At 58.9% G+C, this 22,952-nt stretch carries 16 protein-coding genes; 7 read left to right on the top strand and 9 right to left on the bottom strand.

Annotation, left to right across the window (positions count from 1 at the left end):
* Positions 1-125 precede the first annotated feature (125 nt).
* Positions 126-1,901, bottom strand: coding sequence for a glyoxylate carboligase (gene gcl, locus ACTWLJ_RS27695; RefSeq protein WP_129391027.1), 1,776 nt, complete (start codon positions 1,899-1,901; stop codon positions 126-128).
* 268 nt (positions 1,902-2,169) lie between these two features.
* Between gcl and ACTWLJ_RS27690 the strand changes: the two genes are divergently transcribed.
* Together ACTWLJ_RS27690 and ACTWLJ_RS27685 are read left to right on the top strand one after the other, a co-directional pair.
* The gene (locus ACTWLJ_RS27690) at positions 2,170-2,610 is read left to right on the top strand and encodes a GlcG/HbpS family heme-binding protein (RefSeq protein WP_401216531.1); all 441 of its coding nucleotides are present in this window, start codon (positions 2,170-2,172) and stop codon (positions 2,608-2,610) included.
* Positions 2,611-2,820: 210 nt separating this feature from the next.
* Positions 2,821-3,279: an REP-associated tyrosine transposase gene (locus ACTWLJ_RS27685; protein ID WP_445179261.1), complete on the top strand. Its 459-nt coding sequence runs from the start codon at positions 2,821-2,823 to the stop codon at positions 3,277-3,279.
* Between the two features lie 132 nt (positions 3,280-3,411).
* Here the strand turns inward: ACTWLJ_RS27685 and ACTWLJ_RS27680 are convergent, their stop codons facing one another.
* Positions 3,412-4,017 carry a TetR/AcrR family transcriptional regulator gene (locus ACTWLJ_RS27680; protein WP_401216533.1) on the bottom strand — a complete coding sequence of 202 codons (606 nt, stop codon included), beginning with the start codon at positions 4,015-4,017 and terminating at the stop codon, positions 3,412-3,414.
* Between the two features lie 261 nt (positions 4,018-4,278).
* On the opposite strand from ACTWLJ_RS27680, the gene ACTWLJ_RS27675 reads away from it, so the two are divergent.
* The 5 genes from ACTWLJ_RS27675 (at position 4,279) to ACTWLJ_RS27655 (ending at position 14,115) form a co-directional block, all read left to right on the top strand.
* On the top strand, positions 4,279-5,412 hold the full coding sequence (locus tag ACTWLJ_RS27675) for an efflux RND transporter periplasmic adaptor subunit (protein WP_445179260.1): 1,134 nt from the start codon (positions 4,279-4,281) through the stop codon (positions 5,410-5,412).
* A gap of 12 nt (positions 5,413-5,424) precedes the next feature.
* Complete coding sequence (locus ACTWLJ_RS27670) at positions 5,425-8,508, top strand: efflux RND transporter permease subunit (protein WP_445179259.1); 3,084 nt, start codon at positions 5,425-5,427, stop codon at positions 8,506-8,508.
* Positions 8,498-11,620 carry an efflux RND transporter permease subunit gene (locus tag ACTWLJ_RS27665; protein WP_445179258.1) on the top strand — a complete coding sequence of 1,041 codons (3,123 nt, stop codon included), beginning with the start codon at positions 8,498-8,500 and terminating at the stop codon, positions 11,618-11,620. The genes ACTWLJ_RS27670 and ACTWLJ_RS27665 overlap by 11 nt, the downstream gene beginning before the upstream one ends.
* Positions 11,617-13,134: an efflux transporter outer membrane subunit gene (locus ACTWLJ_RS27660; protein WP_445179257.1), complete on the top strand. Its 1,518-nt coding sequence runs from the start codon at positions 11,617-11,619 to the stop codon at positions 13,132-13,134. Before ACTWLJ_RS27665 ends, ACTWLJ_RS27660 begins: the two co-directional genes overlap by 4 nt.
* A 69-nt stretch (positions 13,135-13,203) precedes the next feature.
* Complete coding sequence (locus ACTWLJ_RS27655; protein ID WP_445179256.1) at positions 13,204-14,115, top strand: DUF808 domain-containing protein; 912 nt, start codon at positions 13,204-13,206, stop codon at positions 14,113-14,115.
* 15 nt (positions 14,116-14,130) lie between these two features.
* On the opposite strand, the gene ACTWLJ_RS27650 is transcribed toward ACTWLJ_RS27655, so the two are convergent.
* The 7 genes from ACTWLJ_RS27650 to ACTWLJ_RS27620 form a co-directional block, all read right to left on the bottom strand.
* Positions 14,131-14,955, bottom strand: coding sequence for a Cof-type HAD-IIB family hydrolase (locus ACTWLJ_RS27650; protein ID WP_445179255.1), 825 nt, complete (start codon positions 14,953-14,955; stop codon positions 14,131-14,133).
* A 73-nt stretch (positions 14,956-15,028) separates the two neighbouring features.
* Positions 15,029-15,703 carry a formyltransferase family protein gene (locus ACTWLJ_RS27645; RefSeq protein ID WP_445179254.1) on the bottom strand — a complete coding sequence of 225 codons (675 nt, stop codon included), beginning with the start codon at positions 15,701-15,703 and terminating at the stop codon, positions 15,029-15,031.
* Complete coding sequence (locus tag ACTWLJ_RS27640) at positions 15,690-17,549, bottom strand: aminotransferase class I/II-fold pyridoxal phosphate-dependent enzyme (protein WP_445179253.1); 1,860 nt, start codon at positions 17,547-17,549, stop codon at positions 15,690-15,692. Before ACTWLJ_RS27640 ends, ACTWLJ_RS27645 begins: the two co-directional genes overlap by 14 nt.
* A 14-nt stretch (positions 17,550-17,563) precedes the next feature.
* Positions 17,564-18,763 (bottom strand): hypothetical protein, encoded by a 1,200-nt coding sequence (locus ACTWLJ_RS27635; protein ID WP_445179252.1) that lies wholly within the window; start codon positions 18,761-18,763, stop codon positions 17,564-17,566.
* A gap of 119 nt (positions 18,764-18,882) precedes the next feature.
* On the bottom strand, positions 18,883-20,133 hold the full coding sequence (locus ACTWLJ_RS27630) for an MFS transporter (protein ID WP_445181431.1): 1,251 nt from the start codon (positions 20,131-20,133) through the stop codon (positions 18,883-18,885).
* 591 nt (positions 20,134-20,724) lie between these two features.
* On the bottom strand, positions 20,725-21,513 hold the full coding sequence (locus ACTWLJ_RS27625) for an MlaA family lipoprotein (RefSeq protein WP_401216539.1): 789 nt from the start codon (positions 21,511-21,513) through the stop codon (positions 20,725-20,727).
* Positions 21,506-22,804: a serine/threonine protein kinase gene (locus tag ACTWLJ_RS27620; protein WP_445179251.1), complete on the bottom strand. Its 1,299-nt coding sequence runs from the start codon at positions 22,802-22,804 to the stop codon at positions 21,506-21,508. The genes ACTWLJ_RS27625 and ACTWLJ_RS27620 overlap by 8 nt, the downstream gene beginning before the upstream one ends.
* Positions 22,805-22,952: the final 148 nt, after the last annotated feature.

Raw genomic sequence — 22,952 nt, 5'->3', positions numbered from 1 at the left:
TGGCGAGGGAGCTTGCTCCCGCTCGGCTGCGAAGCAGTCGCAAAACTATTGGGGCCGCTTCGCGACCCAGCGGGAGCAAGCTCCCTCGCCACATAACCCGCTCCCACAGGGAGAGCGGTCAGTCGTTAATCGAGCAGCGAAATCGCCGTTGGCGCGTCGTTGCCGACCAGTGCCAGGTCTTCGAATTCGTTGACGGCGTTGATCTCGGTACCCATGGAGATGTTGGTCACACGCTCCAGGATGATTTCGACGATCACCGGCACCTTGAACTCTTCGATCATCTGTTCAGCCTTGCGCAGGGCAGGGGCGATTTCCGATGGCTCGAACACACGCAGTGCCTTGCAACCCAGACCCTCGGCCACTGCAACGTGGTCAACACCGTAACCGTTGAGTTCCGGCGCGTTCAGGTTATCGAAGGACAGCTGTACGCAGTAGTCCATTTCGAACCCGCGCTGTGCCTGACGGATCAGACCCAGGTACGAGTTGTTCACCACGACGTGGATGTAAGGCAGTTTGAACTGAGCGCCGACCGCCAGTTCTTCGATCATGAACTGGAAGTCATAGTCCCCCGACAGGGCCACGACTTTACGGCTCGGATCGGCCTTGACCACGCCCAGTGCTGCCGGAATGGTCCAGCCCAACGGGCCGGCCTGACCGCAGTTGATCCAGTGACGCGGCTTGTAGACGTGCAGGAACTGCGCGCCGGCAATTTGCGACAGACCAATGGTGCTGACGTAGCAGGTGTCCTTGCCGAATACCTGGTTCATCTCTTCGTAAACGCGTTGCGGTTTGACCGGCACGTTGTCGAAGTGAGTCTTGCGATGCAGGCTGGCTTTGCGCTGCTGGCAGTCTTGCAGCCAGGCGCTGCGGTTTTTCAGTTTGCCGGCGGCTTGCCATTCACGAGCCACTTCGATGAACACGGTCAGCGCGGCAGCGGCGTCGGAAACGATGCCCAGATCCGGAGTGAACACGCGGCCGATCTGAGTGCCTTCGATATCGACGTGAATGAACTTGCGGCCTTCGGTGTAGACATCAACCGAACCGGTGTGACGGTTGGCCCAACGGTTACCGATGCCCAACACGACGTCGGATTTCAGCATGGTGGCGTTGCCGTAACGGTGCGAAGTCTGCAGACCGACCATGCCGACCATCAACGGGTGATCGTCAGGGATGGTGCCCCAACCCATCAGGGTCGGGATAACCGGAATACCGGTCAGCTCGGCGAATTCAACCAGCAGATCGCTGGCGTCGGCGTTGATGATGCCGCCGCCGGCTACCAGCAATGGACGCTCGGCCTGATCCAGCAGAGCCAGGGCCTTCTCGACCTGAATACGGGTCGCGGTCGGCTTGGCCAGCGGCAGTGGCTGGTAAGCATCGATGTCGAATTCGATTTCGGCCATCTGTACGTCGAACGGCAGGTCGATCAGCACTGGGCCTGGACGGCCGGAGCGCATTTCAAAGAACGCTTTCTGGAACGCGTAAGGCACTTGGCCCGGTTCAAGAACAGTGGTCGCCCACTTGGTGACTGGCTTGACGATGCTGGTGATATCGACAGCCTGGAAGTCTTCCTTGTGCATACGGGCGCGGGGTGCCTGGCCGGTAATGCAGAGGATTGGAATCGAGTCGGCCGAGGCGCTGTAGAGCCCGGTGACCATGTCGGTACCGGCAGGGCCGGAAGTCCCGATGCACACGCCGATGTTGCCGGCCTTGGTGCGGGTGTAGCCCTCGGCCATGTGCGAGGCGCCTTCAACGTGGCGAGCAAGGACGTGATCGATGCCACCGATTTTCTGCAAGGCGGAGTACAGCGGGTTGATTGCAGCGCCCGGGATGCCAAAAGCGGTATCAACCCCTTCACGGCGCATCACCAGAACGGCGGCTTCGATTGCTCTCATTTTGCTCATGGTTTTGTGCCTCTTTACGTTTTGTAATTGTATACAAGTGGCTTTGCGCTGAGTGTATTCACGGTGGACGGCGCAGGTCAATCCATTTTCTCAAGCAGCTGTTTCATTCGTCGGAAGCCCGTCTGACTGTGGCTTTTCGTCGCATGTGGCGCTTTTCGAGAATTATTGTATACAAAAAAATAATTCATTGTGTTCTATTTGTTGCATCGGGCTGCGGCACAAAACCGCAGTCCCCCGACTTTCCCAATAACAAAATGAGGACGGCACCATGAGCGCTTTAACCTTGAAAGTCGCAGTCAACCTGGTCAACGAAGCTATCAGTGCAGGGCGGGCCATCTCCGCTGCGCCACTGACCATCGCGGTACTCGATACCGGCGGCCACCTGATCACCCTGCAACGCGAAGACGGCGCCAGCCTGCTCCGCCCGCAGATCGCCATCGGCAAAGCCTGGGGCGCCATCGCGCTGGGCAAAGGCTCACGCCTGCTGGCACTCGACGCCCAACAACGCCCGGCGTTCATCGCTGCACTGAACAGCATGGGGCAGGGCAGTGTCGTGCCGGCACCGGGTGGTGTGCTGATCCGTGATCAGGCGGGGAATGTGCTGGGTGCAATCGGCATCAGCGGCGATCTGTCGGATATCGATGAGCAAGTGGCGATCAAAGCGGTGGAGGCGCTGGATCTGCGGGCGGATGCGGGGGTGGCTGCTTGATTTGTGGTGATTGATTGAAAGTCATCGCTGGCAAGCCAGCTCCCACAAGGTTTTGTGTCGTTCACATAATATGAATCCAATACAAAAACCTGTGGGAGCTGGCTTGCCAGCGATGGCGGCCTGACTGACACATCAAGATAAAAGACTTTCCCAGCCAAATGATCCGATGCGTCTAGCCTTCTGATGAACCCATCATGAAGGGGTAACGGATTGCCTGATCTTCCTGCTTCACGTCGCCTGCGAGCCGGCCGTTACGCCGAGCCCAATCGAATCTACCTGCTCACCACCAATACGCTTGAGCGCAAACCAATCTTTGTCGATTTCGCTCTGGGCCGATTGGTTGTTCATCAATTTCGTCGTGCAGAAAATCTCGGGCTAGTGAACTCACTTGCGTGGGTGGTAATGCCTGATCATTTTCATTGGTTGGTCGAGCTGGAAGACTGCTCACTCAAAACGCTGATGCGAGAGACCAAGTCTCTGATTACTCGAGAGGTGAATTTATCCAGCAATAGGACTGGGCCACTTTGGCAGCAGGGCTACCACGACCGGGCTTTGAGGAGAGAGGACGATTTGGTGAAGATGGCCAGGTATGTAGTGGCCAACCCATTGAGGGCGGGTTTGGTGGAAAAGCTTGGCGACTATCCGCTGTGGGATGCAGTCTGGCTTTGACAGCTTTGAACCGGATTGCCCCAATCGCTGGCAAGCCAGCTCCCACAGGTTTTTTGTGTTGAATACAAATTCTGCAAACGACACAAATCTCTGTGGGAGCTGGCTTGCCAGCGATAGTCGCACCACGGTCTATCAGTCCGGCTCACACCCTTTGAGCACCAACCGAATAATCGTCTGCGCCGCCGCCTCGTAATCCACCTCGTCCAGCTTGTCCTTGCCGGTGACGGCAGAAATCTGCCAGTCGAAGTCGGCGTAGGTCTGGGTGGCGGCCCAGATGCTGAACATCAGGTGGTTGGGGTCGATCGGGGCGATCTGGCCGCGGTCGATCCAGGTCTGGATGCAGTCGATGTTGTGCTTGGCCTGGCTGTTGAGTTGTTCGACCAGGTCGGCGCTCAGGTGCGGGGCGCCGTGCATGATTTCGCTGGCGAACACCTTGGAAGCGAAGGGCAGGTCGCGGGAGATGCGGATCTTCGAGCGGATGTAGCCGCTGAGCACTTCGCTCGGCACGCCGTCCGGGTTGAACGGGGTCGAGGCCTGCAGAATCGGCACGATGATACTTTCCAGTACCTCGCGGTAGAGGTTTTCCTTGGACTTGAAGTAGTAGTAAACGTTGGGCTTGGGCAATCCCGCCTTGGCGGCGATGTCACTGGTTTTGGTCGCAGCGAAGCCTTTGTCGGCAAATTCCTCACTGGCGGCACGCAGGATCAGTTCTTTGTTGCGCTCGCGGATTGTGCTCATAAACCCGGTGGTTCCTTGCCTGTTCTGGCGGTTGCGCATGGTAGCACCGGCCTCGCGCGGGGCTCAAGAATGCCGCGGCGTACCGATGGGCGGCTGACGCTGTCGCGGGGCTGAACGAAGCTGCAGATCTTCAGGTGAACTCGGGAGGCGCTGCTAGAGTTCAAAACAGCGATCAAGCCATTGGCCATGGATTTGCCTTGTCTGGCCGGGCTTCACTTTTTATTGCCGGATGCCATTGCCGGCCCGTTCGAGTGAAAAGCCGTGGAAAAACCCAGACGCAGGAAATTCGGCCTGGCCATCGTCGCGCTAGGGGTCGTGCTGCTCGCGGTGCTGCTGTGGGTTTTCCTCGCGTCCAGTCAGCGCAAGCCCAAACCACCGCCACCCGCCGAGCCGGTGGCCGCCGTCGCGGTCAAGTTGCAGGACGTGCCGGTGTACATCGATGCCCTCGGCACTGTCACTCCAACCCGCAGCGTGACGGTGATTTCCCAGGTCGATGGCATTCTCAGCTCGGTCGAATTCAAGGAAGGCCAGCAGGTGCACAAGGGCCAGGTGATTGCCCGCATCGATGACCGTGCGCTCAAGGCGCAATTGGCGGTGGCCAAAGGCACGCTGATGCACGACCAGGCGTTGCTCGCCAACGCCATGCGTGATCTGGCGCGCTATCGCGAGCTGATCAAGGTCGGCTCCACCACCCAGCAAACCCTCGATACCCAGGCCTCGCTGGTGCAGCAACTGCAAGGCACGGTCGCCTCCGATCAGGGCAGTGTGCAGAACCTCGAAGTGCAGTTGAGTTACTGCACGATCACCTCGCCGGTGGATGGCGTGGTCGGTTTGCGTCAGGTCGATCCCGGTAATTACGTCACCACCGCCAGCACCACGGGTATCGCCGTGATCACACAGATGACCCCGGCGACCGTGGTGTTTGCCGTGCCCGAGGATGATCTGGGCGCAATCAATCAGGCCATGGCCAAAGGCGCGGTGACGGTGCTGGCTTACGACCGCAACAAACACAACCTGCTGGCCACCGGCAATCTGTTGGCGCTGGATAATCAGGTCGATACCAGCACCGGCACGATCAAGGTCAAGGCGCAGTTCGACGATTCGGGCAAGGCGCTGTTCCCCAATCAGTTCGTCAACGCCCGGCTCAAGGCTGACACGCTGACGCAAATCAGCGTGGTGCCGACCCGGGCGATCCAGCACGGCAGCAAGGGTGATTTCGTGTTTGTGGTGGTCGATCCCGGCACCAGGGTCAGCCTGCGCAACATCAAGACCGGCCCCGCCACCGGCGATGTCTCGGCGGTGCTCGACAACGGGGTGAAGGAGGGCGAACAGGTTGTCACCGAGGGCGCAGACAAACTCGATGACGGTTCTGCGGTGAAGGTCGTCGCGCAGTAACGGGGGCAAACCATGAACGTCTCGCGTCCCTTTATCGAACGGCCCGTTGCGACTACGTTGCTGATGGTCGCGGTGCTGTTGCTGGGGCTGCTCGGTTACCACCTGCTGTCGGTGTCGGCATTGCCGGAAGTTGATTACCCGACCATTCAGGTGTTCACCCAGTATCCGGGCGCCAGTCCCGAGGTCATCAGCTCGTCGATTACCGCTCCGCTGGAACGCCAGCTCGGCGAGATGCCGGGTCTCAAGTCGATGAACTCGACCAGCTCCGATGGCGCTTCGGTAGTGACCCTGCAATTTGATCTGTCGCTGTCACTGGATGTCGCCGAGCAGGAAGTACAAGCGGCGATCAATGCTGCCGGGACTTTCCTGCCGGCCAACCTGCCGTACCCGCCGGTGTACAGCAAGGTCAATCCTGCCGACGCGCCGGTGCTGACGCTGTCGCTGACCTCCGACGTATTACCGCTGACCAAAGTCGAAGACCTCGCCGATACGCGACTGGCGCAGAAAATCTCGCAGATTACCGGCGTCGGTCTGGTCACCATCAGTGGCGGCCAGCGTCCGGCGGTGCGGGTCGAGGCCAACACGTCGGCGCTGAACAATCTGGGGCTGTCGCTCGACGATTTGCGCACCTCGCTGGGCACGGCCAACGTCAATCAGGCCAAGGGCAATATCGACGGCAAGTATCAGGCTTATTCCATCGGCACCAACGACCAGTTGCAGTCCGCCGAGGAGTACCGCGACCTGGTGATCGCCTACAAAAATGGCGCGCCGATTCGCTTGTCACAAATCGCCAGTTCCACCCAAGGCCCGGAGAATCCACGGCAAGCCGCGTGGACCAACAGCACGCCATCGATTGTCTTGAACATCCAGCGCCAGCCCGGCGCCAACGTCATCGATGTGGTCGACCGCGTGCAGCAACTGCTGCCCAAACTGCGCGCCAGCCTGCCGGCGACGCTCAAGGTCAACGTGCTCACCGACCGCACGCAAACCATCCGCGCTTCGGTCACTGACGTGCAGTACGAACTGGCCGTCGCGGTGTTGCTGGTGGTGATCGTGATTTTCCTGTTTCTGCGCAATGTTGCGGCGACGATCATTCCGGCGGTGACCGTGCCGCTGACGCTGGTCGGTACGCTGGCAGTGGCTTACGGGCTGGGCTTTTCGCTGAACAACCTGACGCTGATGGCGCTGACCATCGCCATCGGTTTTGTGGTCGATGACGCCATCGTCATGATCGAAAACATCACGCGCTACATCGAGGCCGGAGACTCGCGACTGGAAGCTGCGCTCAAGGGCTCGGAGCAGATCGGCTTCACGATTATTTCGCTGTCGGTGGCGCTGATCGCGGTGATGATTCCGTTGCTGTTCATGGGCGATGTGGTCGGGCGGCTGTTCCGCGAATTCGCCATGACCGTGGCGGTGACCATCGTCATCTCGGCGCTGATTACCCTGACGCTGACGCCGATGATGTGCTCGCGCATGCTCAAGGACAAACACGAGGAACGCCGGGTCGATTTCTTCGACCGGATCAACGGCTATTACGTCAAAGGCCTGGACTGGATTCTGCTGCATCGCGGGCTGACGCTGATCTCGGTGATGCTCACCGGTCTGTTGACCCTGCTGATTATCGTGGTCATGCCCAAGGGCTTTTTTCCCGAGCAGGACACCGGGCTGATCCAAGGGATTTCCCAGGCCTCGCCGACGATTTCCTTTCAGCAGATGCAGATCGAACAGCAACGGCTGGCCGCACGAATTCTCAAAGATCCGGCGGTGGCGAGCCTGTCGTCGTTCGTCGGCATCGACCAGACCAACCCGACCATCAATCAGGGCAACCTGCTGATCAATCTCAAGCCCCACGGCGAGCGCGACAGCAGTGCGGTGGTGATTCGCCGGTTGGCCGATGCCAATGCCGACGACGCGGGTATTCGCCTTTATCTGCACAGCGTGCAGGACCTGACCCTCGATGCCACGGTGTCGACCACCAGCTATCGCCTCGGGTTACAGGCAACCGACCCGGATGAACTGGAGCTGTGGACCAACAAGCTATTGGCAGTGATCAAGCAAGACCCGATGTTCACCGACGTGCAAAGTCAGGCGATGCAGTTCGGCAATCAGATCCAGCTCAACTTCGACCGCGCCACCGCCTCGCGCCTGGGTGTCACGCCGCAAGCCATCGATGATGTGCTGTACGACGCCTTTGGCCAGCGTCAGGTCTCGACCATCTATACCCAGCTCAACCAGTATCACGTGGTGATCGCCACCGACCATCCGCCGCGAAATCTTGCCGATTTGCTGACCGGGCTCTACGTCGACATTCCGTCAGGTGGTGTGGCGCCGCTGTCGAGCATGGCGACCATGAGCGTGATCCGCGCGCCTGTAACGATCAACCGGCTCGGGCAATTTCCCTATGCCGACGTCTCGTTCAACCTCGCCCCCGGGCAGACCCTTGGCGCGGCGGTCACCCGGCTAAAAGACATCGAAGCCAAGGCCGGTCTGCCGTTGTCGGTGCAGGCCAATCTGGAAGGCGCGGCGGCGACCTTCGAGGCGTCGCTGTCGAATCAGGTGTTTCTGGTGCTGGCGGCGATCATCGTCGTGTATCTGATGCTGGGGATTCTCTACGAGAGTTTCGTGCACCCGGTGACGATTCTCTCGACCTTGCTCTCCGCCGCGTTGGGTGCGTTGCTTGCGCTGCTGATCACTGGCACGCAGTTCGACATCATCGGCCTGATCGGCATCGTGCTGCTGATCGGCATCGTCATGAAAAACGGCATCATGATGGTCGACTTCGCGCTGGAACTGGAGCGCAACGGCGGGCTCGATCCGGTGGCGGCGATTCGTCAGGCGGCCGAGTTGCGTTTCCGGCCGATTCTGATGACCAGCATGGCCTCGCTGTTCGGCGCGGTGCCACTGGCGCTGGGCACCGGGATCGGCTCGGAGCTGCGCCATCCGCTGGGCATCGCGATCATCGGCGGACTGTTGTTGAGCCAATTGCTGACGCTGTTTTCGACCCCGGTGATTTTCCTCGCGATGCATGGGCTGGAGCAGCGTTTCAGTCGGCGTCGGCCAGCGGTGGTCGAAGGCTATCGCGATGAACCTTAGCGCGCCGTTCATTCAGCGCCCGATCGCCACCACGTTGCTGGCGGTCGGTCTGGCGCTGTTCGGCGTGCTCGCGTTCAACCTGCTGCCGGTGGCGCCGCTGCCGGAGGTGGATTTCCCGACCATCAGCGTGCGTGCGTCATTGCCCGGCGCCGACCCGAGCACCGTCGCCTCGTCGGTGGCGACTCCGCTGGAACGGCAGTTCGGGCAGATCGCCGGGGTCACCGAAATGACCTCGTCGAGTTCGTTGGGGGCGACGCGCATCACCTTGCAGTTTGACCTCAACCGCGACATCGATGGCGCGGCGCGGGATGTACAAGCGGCGATCAACGCCGCCCGCAGCAACTTGCCCAGCGACTTGTCCGGCAACCCGACCTATCGCAAGGTCAACCCGGCCGACTCGCCGATCCTGATCCTCAGCCTGACTTCCGACAGCGCCACTCGTGGGCAGATGTATGACGTGGCTTCAACCCTGCTCGAACAACGGCTGTTGCAGACCACTGGCGTCGGCGATGTGACGGTGGGCGGCGCGGCGTTGCCGGCGGTGCGTATCGAACTCAATCCCGACCGGCTCAATCGCTACGGCGTCAGCCTTGAACAAGTGCGGCAGGTGATTCAGGCGTCCAACGTCAACCTGCCGAAAGGCACGGTGTCGGTCGGCGATCAGTCGTATGGCCTGAAGGCCAACGACATGCTCTATCAGGGCGCCGATTACGCGCCGCTGGTGGTCAAGCAGAACAACGGCGATCTGGTACGTATCTCCGACTTGGGCGACGTCACCGAGGACGTCGAAGACCTGCGCAACTTCGGCCTGTCCAACGGCAAACCGGCGGTGTTGCTGGTGGTGTTCAAGCAGCCGGGGGCCAACGTCATCGACACCGTGGACGCGGTGAAGGCTGACCTGCCGTTTCTGCAAAGCTCGATTCCCTCGGCGATCAAGATCAACATCCTGATGGATCGCACCACGACGATTCGCGCGTCGTTGCGCGACGTCGAGATAACCCTGCTGATCTCCATCGCGCTGGTGACGCTGGTGACCTTCGCGTTTTTCCGTGACTGGCGCAGCACGCTGATCCCGGCCATCGTCGTGCCGCTGTCGCTGCTTGGCACATTTGGCGCGATGTATTTTCTCGGCTACAGCCTCAACAACCTGTCGCTGATGGCGCTGACCATTTCCACCGGGTTTGTGGTGGACGACGCCATCGTCGTGGTCGAGAACATCATGCGCCATCTGGAGAAGGGCGAAAGCCGTGTGCAAGCGGCGCTGGCTGGTGCGCGGGAGGTGGGCTTCACGGTGATGACCATCAGCGTTTCGCTGGTGGCGGTGTTCATTCCGTTGCTGCTGATGGGCGGAGTAGTGGGGCGGCTGTTTCGCGAGTTTTCGATTTCGCTGTCGGTGGCCATCGTGATTTCGATGGTGGTCTCGCTGACCGTGACGCCGATGCTCGCCAGCGTCCTGCTGCGCACGGAAAAGCAGGCCGCCAGCGGTGAGGATCATCCGGATTCGCGCTTTCACCGTTTCTACGACCGCACCCTCGGCTGGGTCATCGAGCACTCGTTCCTGATGGGCTTGCTGACCTTGCTGGTGATCGTATTGGCCTGCGTGCTCTATGTGCTGGTGCCCAAGGGCTTCTTTCCGCAGGAGGATACTGGACGCATGTCCGGCAGCATCATCGCGGCGCAGAGCATTTCCTTCGGGGCGATCCAGTCGAATTTCAGCGAGATCAATCAGAAGGTTCTGAGCAATCCGAACGTGGCCACGGTGGGTGGTTTTGTCGGTGGCGGCGGTGGGATTGGCGGGGCGGTGAACAGTGCGCAGTTGTTCATCACGCTCAAGCCGCTGGCGGATCGCAAAGACAGCGCCGATCAGGTCATCGCGCAGGTTCGCCACACGTTGGGCGACATGCCCGGCACGCGTCTGTATCTGCAATCGGCGCAGGACATCACCGTCGGTGGGCGGCAGAGCGGGGCGCAATATCAGTTCACGATGACTGCCGATGACCAGAGCACCCTCGATGAATGGGTGCCCAAGGTCGTCGCGGTGCTGCATGGCTTGCCGCAACTGACTGACGTCAACACCGATCAACAGGACAACAGTTTGATGGCCAGCGTCACCGTCAACCGCGATGCCGCTGCCCGGTTGGGCGTGAGCATGTCGGCCATCGACCAGACGCTGTACGACGCCTTCGGCCAGCGCCAGGTCTCGACCATTTACCGCGCCGCCAACCAGTATCACGTAGTGATGGAAGTGGCGCCTCCGTACTGGGCCGATCCGGCGACGCTGAAGAATGTGTATGTGCCGGTGGGCACGCCTGCCGTGACCACCAAGGGCAGCGCGGCGGCGCCCGCGCTGGGTGCCAATGCCACGCAGCAATTGGTGCCGTTGTCGGCGATTGCCGATTATTCAGTGGGGCGCACCGCGATCTCGATCAGTCATCAAGGCACCTTTCCGGCGGTGACCGCCTCGTTCAACCTCGCGCCGGGGGTGTCCATCGGCCAGGCGACGACGCTGGTGGAGAACGCCGTGAAGCAATTGCGCATGCCCGCCAGCGTGGTCGGCCAGTTTGCCGGGACTGCCCAGGTGTTTCAGTCGTCGGTGGCCAGCGAACCGTTGCTGATCGTCGCGGCGCTGCTTTCGGTGTACGTCGTACTCGGCATGCTTTACGAAAGTCTGGTGCATCCGCTGACGATTCTTTCGACCCTGCCCTCGGCCGGTGTCGGCGCGCTGATCGCCTTGCTGCTGACTGGCACCGAACTGTCGATCATCGCGCTGGTGGGGGTGATTCTGCTGATCGGGATTGTGAAGAAAAACGCGATCATGATGATCGACTTTGCGATCACCGAGCGCCGCGAGTTTGGCTTGAGCGCCAAGGATGCGATTCGCCGCGCCTGCCTGATTCGCTTCCGGCCGATCATGATGACCACGCTGGCGGCGATCCTCGGCGCACTGCCGCTGGTGCTGGGCAGCGGCTATGGCTCCGAGCTGCGCCGGCCGTTGGGGATTTCGATTATTGGCGGGTTGTTGTTCAGCCAATTGCTGACGCTGTACACCACTCCGGTGATCTACCTTTGGCTTGATCGGGCGTCACAGCGTCTGCGCAGGAGCACTCCATGAAACACCTCAAATCCCCTGTGGGAGCGAGCCTGTTCGCGATTGCGTCGGGCCAGCCAATAGATTTGTTGAAGGTTAAAACGTTATCGCGAGCAGGCTTACTCCTACAGGGGATCGTGTTGAGTCTGCTGTTGAGTGGTTGCATGGTCGGGCCGGATTATCAGAAACCGGCAATTGAACTGCCGATGACGTTCAAGGAGGGCGCGCAGTGGCAGCGGGCGGTGTCCAACCCGCAAGGAGCGCTGGACAGCCAGTGGTGGCGGGTCTATCAAGACCCGGTGCTGAATGACTTGATCGAGCGTTCGGCCAAGGCCAATCAATCGATCATCGCCGCCGAAGCCGCGTATCGATTGGCGCAAGCGCAAGTGGCCTCAAGCCGCGCCGGGTTGTGGCCGACGGTGGGCGTCGGATTGTCCGCCGCGCGTGGTGTCGGCGGCGGCGCCAGTGGCAGCAGCACCAGCGGTTTGACCGGCAGCAGTGGCGGCACCGTCGAGCAAACGGTCAGCGCCACCCTGAGCGCCAGTTGGGAACCGGATTTGTGGGGGCTGGTGCGACGTGGCATCGAGTCCAGCCAGGCTTCGCTGCAATCATCCGACGCGTTGCTGGCCGGGGTGCGCCTGTCCATCGATGCCAGCGTGGCGACTAATTATCTGGGGTTGCGGCAACTGGATATCGACATCGATCTGTTGCAGCGACAACAAACCATCAATCAGCAATTACTGACGATGATTCAGGCGCAAACGGTGCAGGGCACCGCGACCAACGATCAATTGCTGGTGGCGCAGGATCAACTGAGCACGGTGATCGCCGCCCTGCAAAACGCCCAGCGCTCGCGTGAGCAGGCCGAACACGCACTGGCGGTGTTGGTCGGCGTGGCGCCGGCACAGTTCAATCTGCCGAGGCTTGCCGAGTATCGCTTCAGCACGCCGATGCCGCCGCCGGTGCTGCCGTCGAAGCTGTTGCTGCGCCGTCCCGATGTGGTTTCCGCCGAGCGCGTGGCAGCCGCGGCGAACGCAAAAATCGGCGTGGCCGAAGCAGCGTTTTTCCCGACGCTGAGCCTGACGGCGGAGGGCGGTTATCGCGGCACCGCGCTGGGCGGATTGTTCTCGGTGCCCAATCGCATCTGGACGCTGGGACCGGCGCTGGCCGAAACCATTTTCGACGGCGGCGCCCGCGAGGCGGCCAAACAGCAGGCCGAGGCCAGTTACGATCAGGACGTGGCGAATTATCGCGGGACGGTGCTCGGGGCGTTGCAGAACGTCGAGGACAATTTGTCGGCGATCAATCATCTGCACACCCAGGCGCAGGCGTACGAGCAGATGTTTGCGCGCAATCAGCAGTTATTCGGCAGTCAGGAAGCGCAACTGCGGGCGGGGACGGTCAGCCAGCAGGCGGTGCTGACCCAGCAATTGGTACTGCTGCAAGCCGAACAGAACTTGCGCGATACGCAGGGATTGCTCAGTCAGGGCAGTGTGGCGTTGTTCCAGAGCCTGGGCGGGGGCTGGCAGGTGCCGTGAGCATCTCGCCTCCCTTGGGGCCGGCGCGGTATGCTGCGCGCACTTTTTTCATGTAGGGAAGCCTGACCCATGGCAGGAAGCAGTTTGCTGGTGCTGATCGACGACATCGCCACCGTTCTGGATGACGTAGCGTTGATGAGCAAAATGGCCGCCAAGAAGACCGCCGGGGTGCTCGGCGATGATCTGGCGCTCAATGCCCAGCAGGTCTCCGGCGTGCGTGCCGAGCGGGAAATTCCCGTGGTATGGGCAGTGGCCAAGGGCTCGTTCGTCAACAAACTGATTCTGGTGCCGTCGGCGCTGGCGATCAGTGCGTTTGTGCCGTGGCTGGTGACACCGCTGCTGATGGTCGGTGGCGCGTATCTGTGCTTCGAAGGTTTCGAGAAACTCGCGCACAAGTTTCTGCACAGCGCGGCTGAAGATGACGCCGGGCATGCGCAGTTGAGTGAAGCGGTGGCTGACCCGGCGACCGATCTGGTGGCCTACGAGAAGGACAAGATCAAAGGGGCGATCCGCACCGACTTCATCCTCTCGGCAGAAATCATCGCCATCACCCTCGGCACCGTGGCCGGCGCTTCGCTGACTCAGCAAGTGATCGTGATGTCGGGCATCGCCATCGTCATGACCGTGGGCGTTTATGGCCTGGTGGCGGGCATCGTCAAGCTTGATGACCTCGGCCTGTGGCTGACGCAGAAACCCGGGCAAATGGCCCAGCGTGTCGGCGACGCGATCCTGCGTGCTGCGCCGTACATGATGAAAACGCTGTCGGTGGTGGGTACGGCGGCAATGTTCCTGGTCGGCGGCGGCATCCTTACGCATGGCGTGCCGGCATTGCATCACTGGATCGAGGGGGTTGGCGCGGCGGCTGGCACTGGATTCGTGGTGCCGATGTTGCTGAATGGTGTGGCGGGGATTATCGCGGGGGCGGTGGTGCTGTTCGGTGTGAGTCTGATCGGCAAAATCTGGAAAGCTGCGCGGGCGTAAGACGCCCGCGCTGGTTCATGCCGGAAGGGCGGTGCTCTGTAGCAGGTGCTTCGACAGATAGTGTGCGACGGCTTCGTCCGTGCACGGGCCGATGACCTCGGCGTCGGGCAGCGCCTGAAACAGCTCGGTGTGAGCGTTGCCCATGAGCACCCCTTTGCCGACACCGGCCAACATGTCGGCGTCGTTCATTCCGTCTCCAAACGCGATGCAGGCCTGGATGGGAACATTCAGGAAGTCGGCGAGCTGCCGCAGCGCATTGCCCTTGGAGACGTCTCGAGTCATCACCTCCAGACACCACGCAAAGGTGAAGACCGTGCTGATCTGACTTCCCAGGCGTTGTTCCAGTCGCGCCTGCAGCCGGGTCAGGGCCTGATGATCTTTGTTCCGCTGAAAGAAAAACACCTTTTGTACGGTGCTCAGCGGCAGATTTTCGGTCGCACAGATCGTCGGCTGAAAGCCTGGATTCTGACTGAAATCCCGCAGGTTCCGGTCTTCGCGATTCATCAGCCAGCCGGATTGGCAGTACAGGTTGATGGTCAGGTCCGTATCCTCACGAGTCTCCTCAATCAGTGTCCGGACGACGCTGGCAGGCAGCTCTTCGCTCAGCGCAAGACCACCACAGGCGCTGGAGATGCGAGCACCGTTGGAGGTAATCAAGTGCACCGGCAGCGATTGACTGTCGAGCAGCGACTCGACGTCGGTCTGGTGCCGCCCCGTCGCCAGCACAATGTGATGGCCGGCGCGGTTCAGGCTGTGAATGACGCTTTTGGTAAAGGCACCGAAGGTATCCCCTGGCAGCAGCAGCGTGCCATCCAGGTCAGAGGCGATAAGCAAGTACATGGTGGTTCCTCGGAAGGGATCGTCCATCCACCCGATTACCGCTTGGGCAAGCAATCGAGCGGTGTCGCAAAGGCTACTGGCGTTCGAGCAGTTTCAGCGATTGCGCTTTGGTGAAGGTCATCCGTTCTTCCAGCCGATGGTTATCTTTTTCGTAGTAGATGCTCATCTCGGCATGCTTCTGTGGGACCGGGACGATGCGATCGATCAGCGGCAAGGTATCCACCAGCAACTGCCGGGCATAACCCATCGCACGGGTATAGGTGTCGACCACTTCTTCGAACTCGGGGTAGATGCAGAAGGCCACTTGATTGAGGATCGGCCCCTCGTCTATGCCTTCGCTGATCTCGTGCAACGTCGCTCCATGCATTCGCTCGCCATTTTTCAGTGCCCAGTTGACCGGGCGTACGCCGCGATACTGAGGCAGCCAGGAAAGGTGCAGGTTGATGATTTTCGCGCAGCAATCGATGAAACGCTTGGGCAGTATCCGCTTGTGGAAAATCACCAGGCACAGGTCGCAAGCGAACGTGCCGTCGGTATAACCGGGCAAATCCTCGATCCGACCGCTTTCGATCACCTCGATCCCGTGCTGCCGGCAGTATTCGATCAGCGTTCGTTCAGTGCTGACGGGCTCGAAAGGATCGGCCACTACGTACGACACATGATGCTCGGGCGACGCGTTGAAGTATTCACAGGCGAAAATAGCCAGTTCACCCTTGCCGCAAATCACCACCGACTCAGGCGAGTTCAAAGGTGTTCTCCTTCGATGCGGTGTTGGTGTTTTTCTGCGATGCCAGGTCTTGCATCACGCTGCTCAGGGCTTCGATCAAACGGGCATTTTCGTCAGGCGTGCGGCAGGATACGCGGAAGTATTTGTCGGAGTCGGTGTTGCGCTTGCCCGAGCATTCCTTGATGTACATGTGGTGCTTGTCGAGCAGCAATCTGGAAATGGTCTGCGCGTCTGCGTAATGCGCCTTGCAGTAAATGAAGTTCGATTCGGTCTCGAACCCGCTGATGCCGTCGACTGCGTTCAGTGCTTGTTGAAACGCACGGGTGTCGCTGATTACCTGTTGGCAACTGGTGAGGTATTCCTGTTGATACTGCGGCAAATGCAGCAGGAACTCCTCGGCAAACCCGTTGATGTTCCAGATCGGCAGCAGTGAATTGATCAGCGCCAGCAGAGTCTGGTTGGCGCTGGCCAGGTAACCGATGCGAATGCCACCGATACCGAAGGTTTTGCTCATGCTGCGAATCACCACCAGGTTGGGGTGGTCATCGAGGACGTTGAGCAACGTGCTGTCGGCGTGGTTGGAAAAATCGAGAAACGACTCATCGACGATCAGCGATATGTCCAGTTCCAGCAACTCGACCGCCAGCGCCGTCAGTGCCGAGGCGGGCGTCAGGGCGCCGGTCGGGTTGTTTGGCGATTCAATGATCACCACCTCAGGGCGCTGCTGCCGGCAGGTGGCGAGCAGGGCGTCGATGTCGATGGCGAAATTGTCTTCTTCGCGGGTGTAGTGGCAGAGCGTGCGCTGTTCGCCGAACACGTTGGCGTATTCATTGAAGGACGGTACGGTCACCAGGGCGCTGCCGGGATAGACGGATGGCAGCAGTTTGATGATTTCCGCTGCGCCATTGGACACGCACAGGTGTCTGGCGGAGACGCCAAGGAATTCGCAGAGCGACTCCTCGATGAGTTTCCGGGCACCTGGGTAGTTCAGGAAAATGTGATCGAAGTTGTCCTTGATCTTGTCTTTCATCTGCTGTGGCGGGAAGTGGAAGTTGTAGATCAAGGCGAAATCCAGCATCGGGTAGCGCCAGTAACCGCCGTGACGGTTTTGCACGAAGCCCAGACGATCACGACTGGAAATGTAGTTGCAGATCGTCAAATCGTAGTAATTGTCGACTTCATACCATTCGGTGGCGGGGACGATTACCGTCTGAATATCCCACTTGCCTTCCAGCGAGGCTTTTTTGAATACGTCCTCGTAGTAAGCGTTAAGGTTGTTTTTTCTCACGTTGCTGGCGAGTTGTTTTTTGACGTGTTCGGCGAAGCCGGCCGATCCGATCTGGTACAGATTGACGGTCTTGTATTGCCCAATCTGTGTCTGATGGCCGATGTCCTTGGTTGAGCCGAAGCCCTGCAAATGTTCGCCTTCGAGCACCGCGTAAGTGCCTTCCATGTTCTTGCCCAGAGGCGACACCAGTGCGACTAGATCCCCGGGCTTTTGTAGAAGCTGTTGCAGGCTGGAGGCCGAGAAGTAAATGTCTCCCTCAATGATCAGCGTGTTCTGCGTGATGTGTTCGCGGGCCAGATACAGCGAATAGATGTTGTTGGTTGTGGCCCAGTCCGGGTTACTCACGAACTCGAAAGTAATCGCCGTATCCATTGCCCGAAGATGCGCGGTAATGGTTTCGGACTGATAGCCGATCACCACGACCACGTGGGTGATACCCAGCGTTTCGAGGTTGTTCAGGGCGTTGTCGATGAACGCGATGTTGTTGGTTTTCACCAGCGGCTTGGGTGTGTTGCGCGTGCGTTTGCCCAGGCGACTTCCGCGCCCGGCGCAAAGAATAATGGCTGTCTGGTTGTTCATTGTAATTTCCTTATTTAATGAAAGATGAGCCCGGGCACCATGTGCTGGTAAACCCATACGCCGTCGATCCTGCCGCAGAAGCTTTCCTCGCCGCCGCTGTCACCGCCGGTCTTGATTCCGGCCCCGAGGCCGAAGGTATGGAAGTTCTCAAGTACCCGACCGTCGCGGGTGAGCGGGTTGAGTTGCGGGTTGGTGAGCAGCCCGAACTCGTCTTGTTGCAACTCAAGCGCCGTGCCATCGACGTCCAGTATTGGCACCAGCCCGGCCTTGTATCCGGTGCTGTGGATCAGCGCGTCGGATTGCGCGATCTGGCTCAGAATCTGATCAGCCGAGGCATCGGCGATGTTCACGATGCTCAAGTTGGGGATCAGCCCTTGTTTGATCTTGCGAGCGAACTCGAAAGAGTCGTAGCGCAGGCCCGAGTAGCGGTTGACCCTTTGGCTGGCCTGGCAAACATCGGCATCGACAAATGGATAGTCCTGCTCGCTTGCGGAGGCGGGGGAGTCAAAGAACAGTTTGAATTCGCGTTTGGTCAGCAACGTGATGGTGCCGGGATAATTCAGTTGCTCGACCAGACGAATCAGACAGGAAATGGCACTGTGCGAGGAGCCCACGATGGCCAGGCTGTTGAATTCGCCATTTCGCAACGCTCGGTCGTGTGCGCCCTTGAGTAGCGAGTCCGAGGCAATATTGTGATGGGGATGCTGCACGGTGGTTTTATTCAGCCGGCCACCGATGTTGAAGATGACTTTCTTGCACAGGACCTCTACGCATTGACCATCGACCCGATAAGTGACGCAGTAGTGACCTTGCGCGGTCAGGCGAATCTCGGTGACCACTGACTCAGTGGAGATTTCGAAGCGCTTGTAGAGTGTTTTGTGTTGTGCAACATAGGTGCCGATGTGTTCGAGGAAGCGCCCGACGTGACGCAACTCAACTGCCTCGCCACGCCGTTCGGTGAAATACGCCCACTCCGGCGTGCCTTGCAGAAAGAGGCTGAGTTCGTCGGTTCGGTCCTGGAATTTTTCCAGAAAGACAACGCCGAGCGAGTTGGCGGTTATCCGGTATTGACCAATTTCGCCGCTGCCCAGCGTTGTGGATTTTTCAAGTATCAGACAGCGCTGTATCTGCTCGTTCTGAATAAGATCAGGCAATAACGAGATGTTGGCGGGTCCGGCACCACATAAGATAAGGTCATAAATCGGCGTATTCATGGTGTTTGCCTGATAGTTCGAAAGATTTATTTATTCGAGGCGAAGAGATTCCCGCCAGTGTTTTGGCATACGGGGTAGATCATTGAGGTCTTCGCGTCAGAGGATGAGTTGTTGGCTGACTAAGTACCGATATTCATTGCTGGAGAGTATGTTTCGTCAGCGGCTTTTCTGTGCCGGAAGATTCCGATAAAGATCATCGTCATCAAAAAACTGGCCAACGTAAGGAAGATATACAGCGCTGTGCCGCTCAGTCGTTGTATGAACAAGCCGCCGACGATAGGCGCGAGGGAGAATCCAATGCTATATAACGATGCTGCGCCAAAGTAAGCGCCGCGCAGATTGGGTGGCGCCAGACTGTCGACAAACATATTGATACACGGGAATAGTAAGGTCTGGCTGATACTCATGATCAGCACCGCGCCATACCACAGCGATTTGATCTCGTAGAAGTGTGCAGCCAATGCGAAGCCTGCTTCGCTGATGACCAGCAGAGCCGAGCCAATATAAATCTTGGTGTTCAACGGGACTGACGACATGGCGCTGGCCAACGGCAGCTGGAGTATCACAATTGTCGAGGCATGCAAGATGATTAATGACGCAATAAAGGGCAGGTAGCCTTCGAAGGCGAGAGCAGCCATCAGTTGCGGCAAGCTGGAGTCGAAACTGCCGAAGATGAACATCATGATGATGTTGTTGATCACCAGCGCCAGGAACAGACGATCTTTCGCGAGCACGGCCATGGTGCTTTTGAAACTGGTGGTATTGACCGCTTTGAGCTTCACGTCTTTGCCGAAGACCAGTACACCGATCAGTAGCAGCGCGTATGACAGGGTTACCAGTACAAACGACAGTGAGTCGGCGGAGATGCCCAGCTTGAGCCCGAAGTAGGGGCCTGTTGCAGCGCCGGCATTCAAGAAAAAGTACCGCAAATGCATGGCGCGCTCGACCAGTGTGCGCGATTCGATGATATCGCCGATCACGGTTTTGATTGGATTGTTGACCAGCGCCCATGACAGGTTAGCCAGTAGCGTGCCAGCGATATAGCCGTAGGCATTGCTGCTGACGCCCAAAAGCAGATAAGAGACGGCAGCGACGACGCATCCCAACACGATGATTTTCAAACGTCCGATTTTGTCCGACAGGTAGCCGCTGTAAAAACTAACGATCGACGACAGGGCGATGGACAGTGTCAGGATCAGGCCGATAAATGTCGCGCTGAAACCGAATCGGGTGTAAAGCACGATCGAGATAAATGGCCAGACCATCATCGATGTTGCGCGGGTGACAAAGGTACCGATAAACAATATCCAGATGAACAATGGCATCTCGGACAGATATCGAGTGATACCGGTTTTTAATGACGTATGCATATTCAAGGTGGCCGCTGTTCAACCCGTTCTAAATACAGGATGAAGTTGTTGAGTTCATGCGCTGCTGAAGCCGCTCGCTATGGTATTTGATTCGCAGTTATTTCAAGGCGCACGACGCGTTATGCCATTGAGGTGGCATGTTTTAATTTATCGGTGGGTACCTATTGTTAACACGAGCGAAAGGCTAGGCGCAGGATTCGCTGAATGTCAGTAATAAAGTCCACGGCTGACAGCAGGCTGTAAATGCCTGATGGATAAGCGTCGAAAGGGAGGATAGGGCGGAGCCGATATCATTCCTTGAATATCGTTGAACACATCATTGCTTCCTTGGCTGTGTTGAGTCGAGTCTACATAAGGTGTCACAAAATGTTAATAAAAAATTCACATTTAAAATTTCATGTTCGATTTCGAATCCGCTTGTCGTCTGTAACTCACGAGTCCGTTAAGCGAGTGGCGCCTGTCGTTAAAGACGAATTTGCCGCGTCAGTATTTACTCTGCCGGGATGTTGAGGTGCGAGGATGAAACTGCGGAGGGAGGAGGAGTGCTGGCAAGCCCGAGTCAGGTCGGTGCTTGCCAGCGATTTGCAACGGTTACTCGGCGATCTGCAACTTGCGCGACTCGGTGTACACGTAACGCACTTTCTCGTACTCGAACGGTGAGTTCATCTGACCGTAGCGGAAGTTGGTCTGATAGCGCTTGTCGACCGCGCGCAGAGCCCAGATTTCCGGGTGGTTTTCGCTGACTTTCGAGACGTTGAGGAAGTTGACTGCCGATTCTGCGGTGTAATCCACAGCGAGGCCGGCGGTATCACGAATGTTCGACGGGCCGAAGATCGGCAGGACAAAGTACGCGCCACCCGGAACGCCGTAGAAGCCCAGAGTCTGACCGAAGTCTTCGCTCTGGCGCGGCAGGCCCATGGCGGTGGCCGGGTCCCACAGACCGGCGATGCCGAGGGTGGTGTTGAGCAACAGGCGCCCGGTGGTCTCCATCGAGCGCTGACCTTTGAACTGCAGCAGGCTGTTGATCAGGTTCGGTACGTCGCCGAGGTTGTTGAAGAAGTTGCTTACGCCGGTCCGCACGAAGCTCGGCGTGACGTAGCGATAACCGTCGACCACCGGCAGGAACACCCATTGGTCAAAGCGATAGTTGAAGTGGTAAACCCGACGGTTCCACGACTCCAACGGGTCATAGACGTTCAGCGCATTGAGCGTCGAGCGCTCGAACTCACGCTGGTCCAGCCCCGGGTTGAATTTGAGCTTGGACAGCGGCTCCTTGAAGCCGTCACTGTCGACCACTACCGGTGCGTTGGCTTTGCTGTTGTCGGCCTGGGCGACGCCTGCACTGAGTAACGCTGCAATCAGCAGGAGATATTTAGCCACGGAAGAACTCCAGCATGGCGTCGCTGTTGACGCGGTAGTTAAGGTTGCCGCAATGGCCGCCGTACGGGTAAACGGTCAGACGATCGCCGAAAGTCTTGCGCAGGAAACCGAGGTCGCCAGGGCCGAGGATCACGTCGTCGGCGTTGTGCATTACGGCGATTTTCGGGCTGTCGTGCAGGTAATCCTTGAGCGCATACAGGCTGACCTGATCGATCAGTTGCAACAGGCTGCCGCCGTCGGTGCGCGCGCGCCACATCGGGATCACTTGCTCGGTGAGGTAGCAATCGAAGTCGCATTGCAGCGCACGCTTGAGGAACGGCGTGAGGCTGGTGCCTTCGGTGATCGGGAATTTCGGCGGGGTGATCAGGCCGCGGCGGTTGATCAGGTCCGAGGTGAACGCGATATCGGCTGCCGAGAAGCGGAACGAGGTGCCGATCAGCATCGCCATCTGTTCGTTGGTCAGATGCTGCTTGGACTGCTGGAAGTCGTAGAGCAGGGCGTCGTTGAGGTCGATGTAGCCTTTCTGCTGGAAGTAGCGGGTCAGCTTGGCCAACACCAGTTCATAGAACGTGGTGCTGTTGTTGATGCCCTTCACTTCGGTTTGTACCAGCTTGTCGAGGTTGCTGATCGAGGTGTAGAGGTTGACCGGCGGGTTCAGCAGCAGGACTTTCTTGAAGTTGAAGCTGCGACGGGTTTCGTCCAGATGCGCGACGAACGCGGCATCGAGGGCACCGAGGCTGTAACCGCTGAGGTAGTAATCAGTGACCGGCAGTTTCGGGTTTTGCGCCCGTACGGCCTGCATCACCCGGTACATGTCTTCGGCGTCTTCCTTGGTCACGCCCGGGGTGGCGAAGCGCGAAGCGGCGCTGATGAAGTCGAAACTGGTCGGCGACGACAATTGCACGACGTTGTAGCCGGCCTTGTAGTAGAGCTTCTTCAGGTATTCGTTGAGCGTGCTGTCGTAGCGCGCGCCGGTGCCGGCGATCAGGAAGATCAGCGGTGCAGGCTTGTCCTGAGTGGCGATGCGGTAGGTGAGTTTTTTCACTGCCCAGAAGTTGTCCGGCAGGATGAACTCACGCTCCGGACGCATGGTGACAGTGCGGTCGGACTGAGTGATGTCGTCGTCCGACGGCAGTTCCGGGCGCAAGTCCGGCGGCGTGGTGGCGATGGTCGCCTCGAACGGGTTGGTCAGGGGATAGCCATAGCTGGCGGCATCGATATCCACCGCCAGTGCGGACGCACTCAAAATAAGGCCGCTGAACAGCGCGGCGAAGCGCAAGGAACGGAGCATGACTAGATCCCTTAGAGGAAGGTGCCGAATGAAGTTCGCAGGCTATGACCACCGCGCTTGCGCCAAAGTGCCATGCCTCGGCACCAAACAGGCAGAATTCGGAGTAATAGTAGCTGGACGATACACTTTGCACGCCTCAACTGACTAG

The organism is Pseudomonas sp. McL0111, from assembly GCF_052567255.1.
Note: the sequence above shows the minus strand (reverse complement) of the source record. Positions and strands in the feature narration are given on the sequence as shown.

Bases quoted from the DNA above. Each gene is read 5' to 3' on its own strand.
- gcl (WP_129391027.1), bottom strand. From the start codon at position 1,901: ATGAGCAAAATGAGAGCAATCGAAGCCGCCGTTCTGGTGATGCGCCGT.
- ACTWLJ_RS27690 (WP_401216531.1), top strand. From the start codon at position 2,170: ATGAGCGCTTTAACCTTGAAAGTCGCAGTCAACCTGGTCAACGAAGCT.
- ACTWLJ_RS27680 (WP_401216533.1), bottom strand. From the start codon at position 4,017: ATGAGCACAATCCGCGAGCGCAACAAAGAACTGATCCTGCGTGCCGCC.
- ACTWLJ_RS27670 (WP_445179259.1), top strand. From the start codon at position 5,425: ATGAACGTCTCGCGTCCCTTTATCGAACGGCCCGTTGCGACTACGTTG.
- ACTWLJ_RS27665 (WP_445179258.1), top strand. From the start codon at position 8,498: ATGAACCTTAGCGCGCCGTTCATTCAGCGCCCGATCGCCACCACGTTG.
- ACTWLJ_RS27660 (WP_445179257.1), top strand. From the start codon at position 11,617: ATGAAACACCTCAAATCCCCTGTGGGAGCGAGCCTGTTCGCGATTGCG.
- ACTWLJ_RS27655 (WP_445179256.1), top strand. From the start codon at position 13,204: ATGGCAGGAAGCAGTTTGCTGGTGCTGATCGACGACATCGCCACCGTT.
- ACTWLJ_RS27650 (WP_445179255.1), bottom strand. From the start codon at position 14,955: ATGTACTTGCTTATCGCCTCTGACCTGGATGGCACGCTGCTGCTGCCA.
- ACTWLJ_RS27640 (WP_445179253.1), bottom strand. From the start codon at position 17,549: ATGAACAACCAGACAGCCATTATTCTTTGCGCCGGGCGCGGAAGTCGC.
- ACTWLJ_RS27635 (WP_445179252.1), bottom strand. From the start codon at position 18,763: ATGAATACGCCGATTTATGACCTTATCTTATGTGGTGCCGGACCCGCC.
- ACTWLJ_RS27630 (WP_445181431.1), bottom strand. From the start codon at position 20,133: ATGCATACGTCATTAAAAACCGGTATCACTCGATATCTGTCCGAGATG.
- ACTWLJ_RS27620 (WP_445179251.1), bottom strand. From the start codon at position 22,804: ATGCTCCGTTCCTTGCGCTTCGCCGCGCTGTTCAGCGGCCTTATTTTG.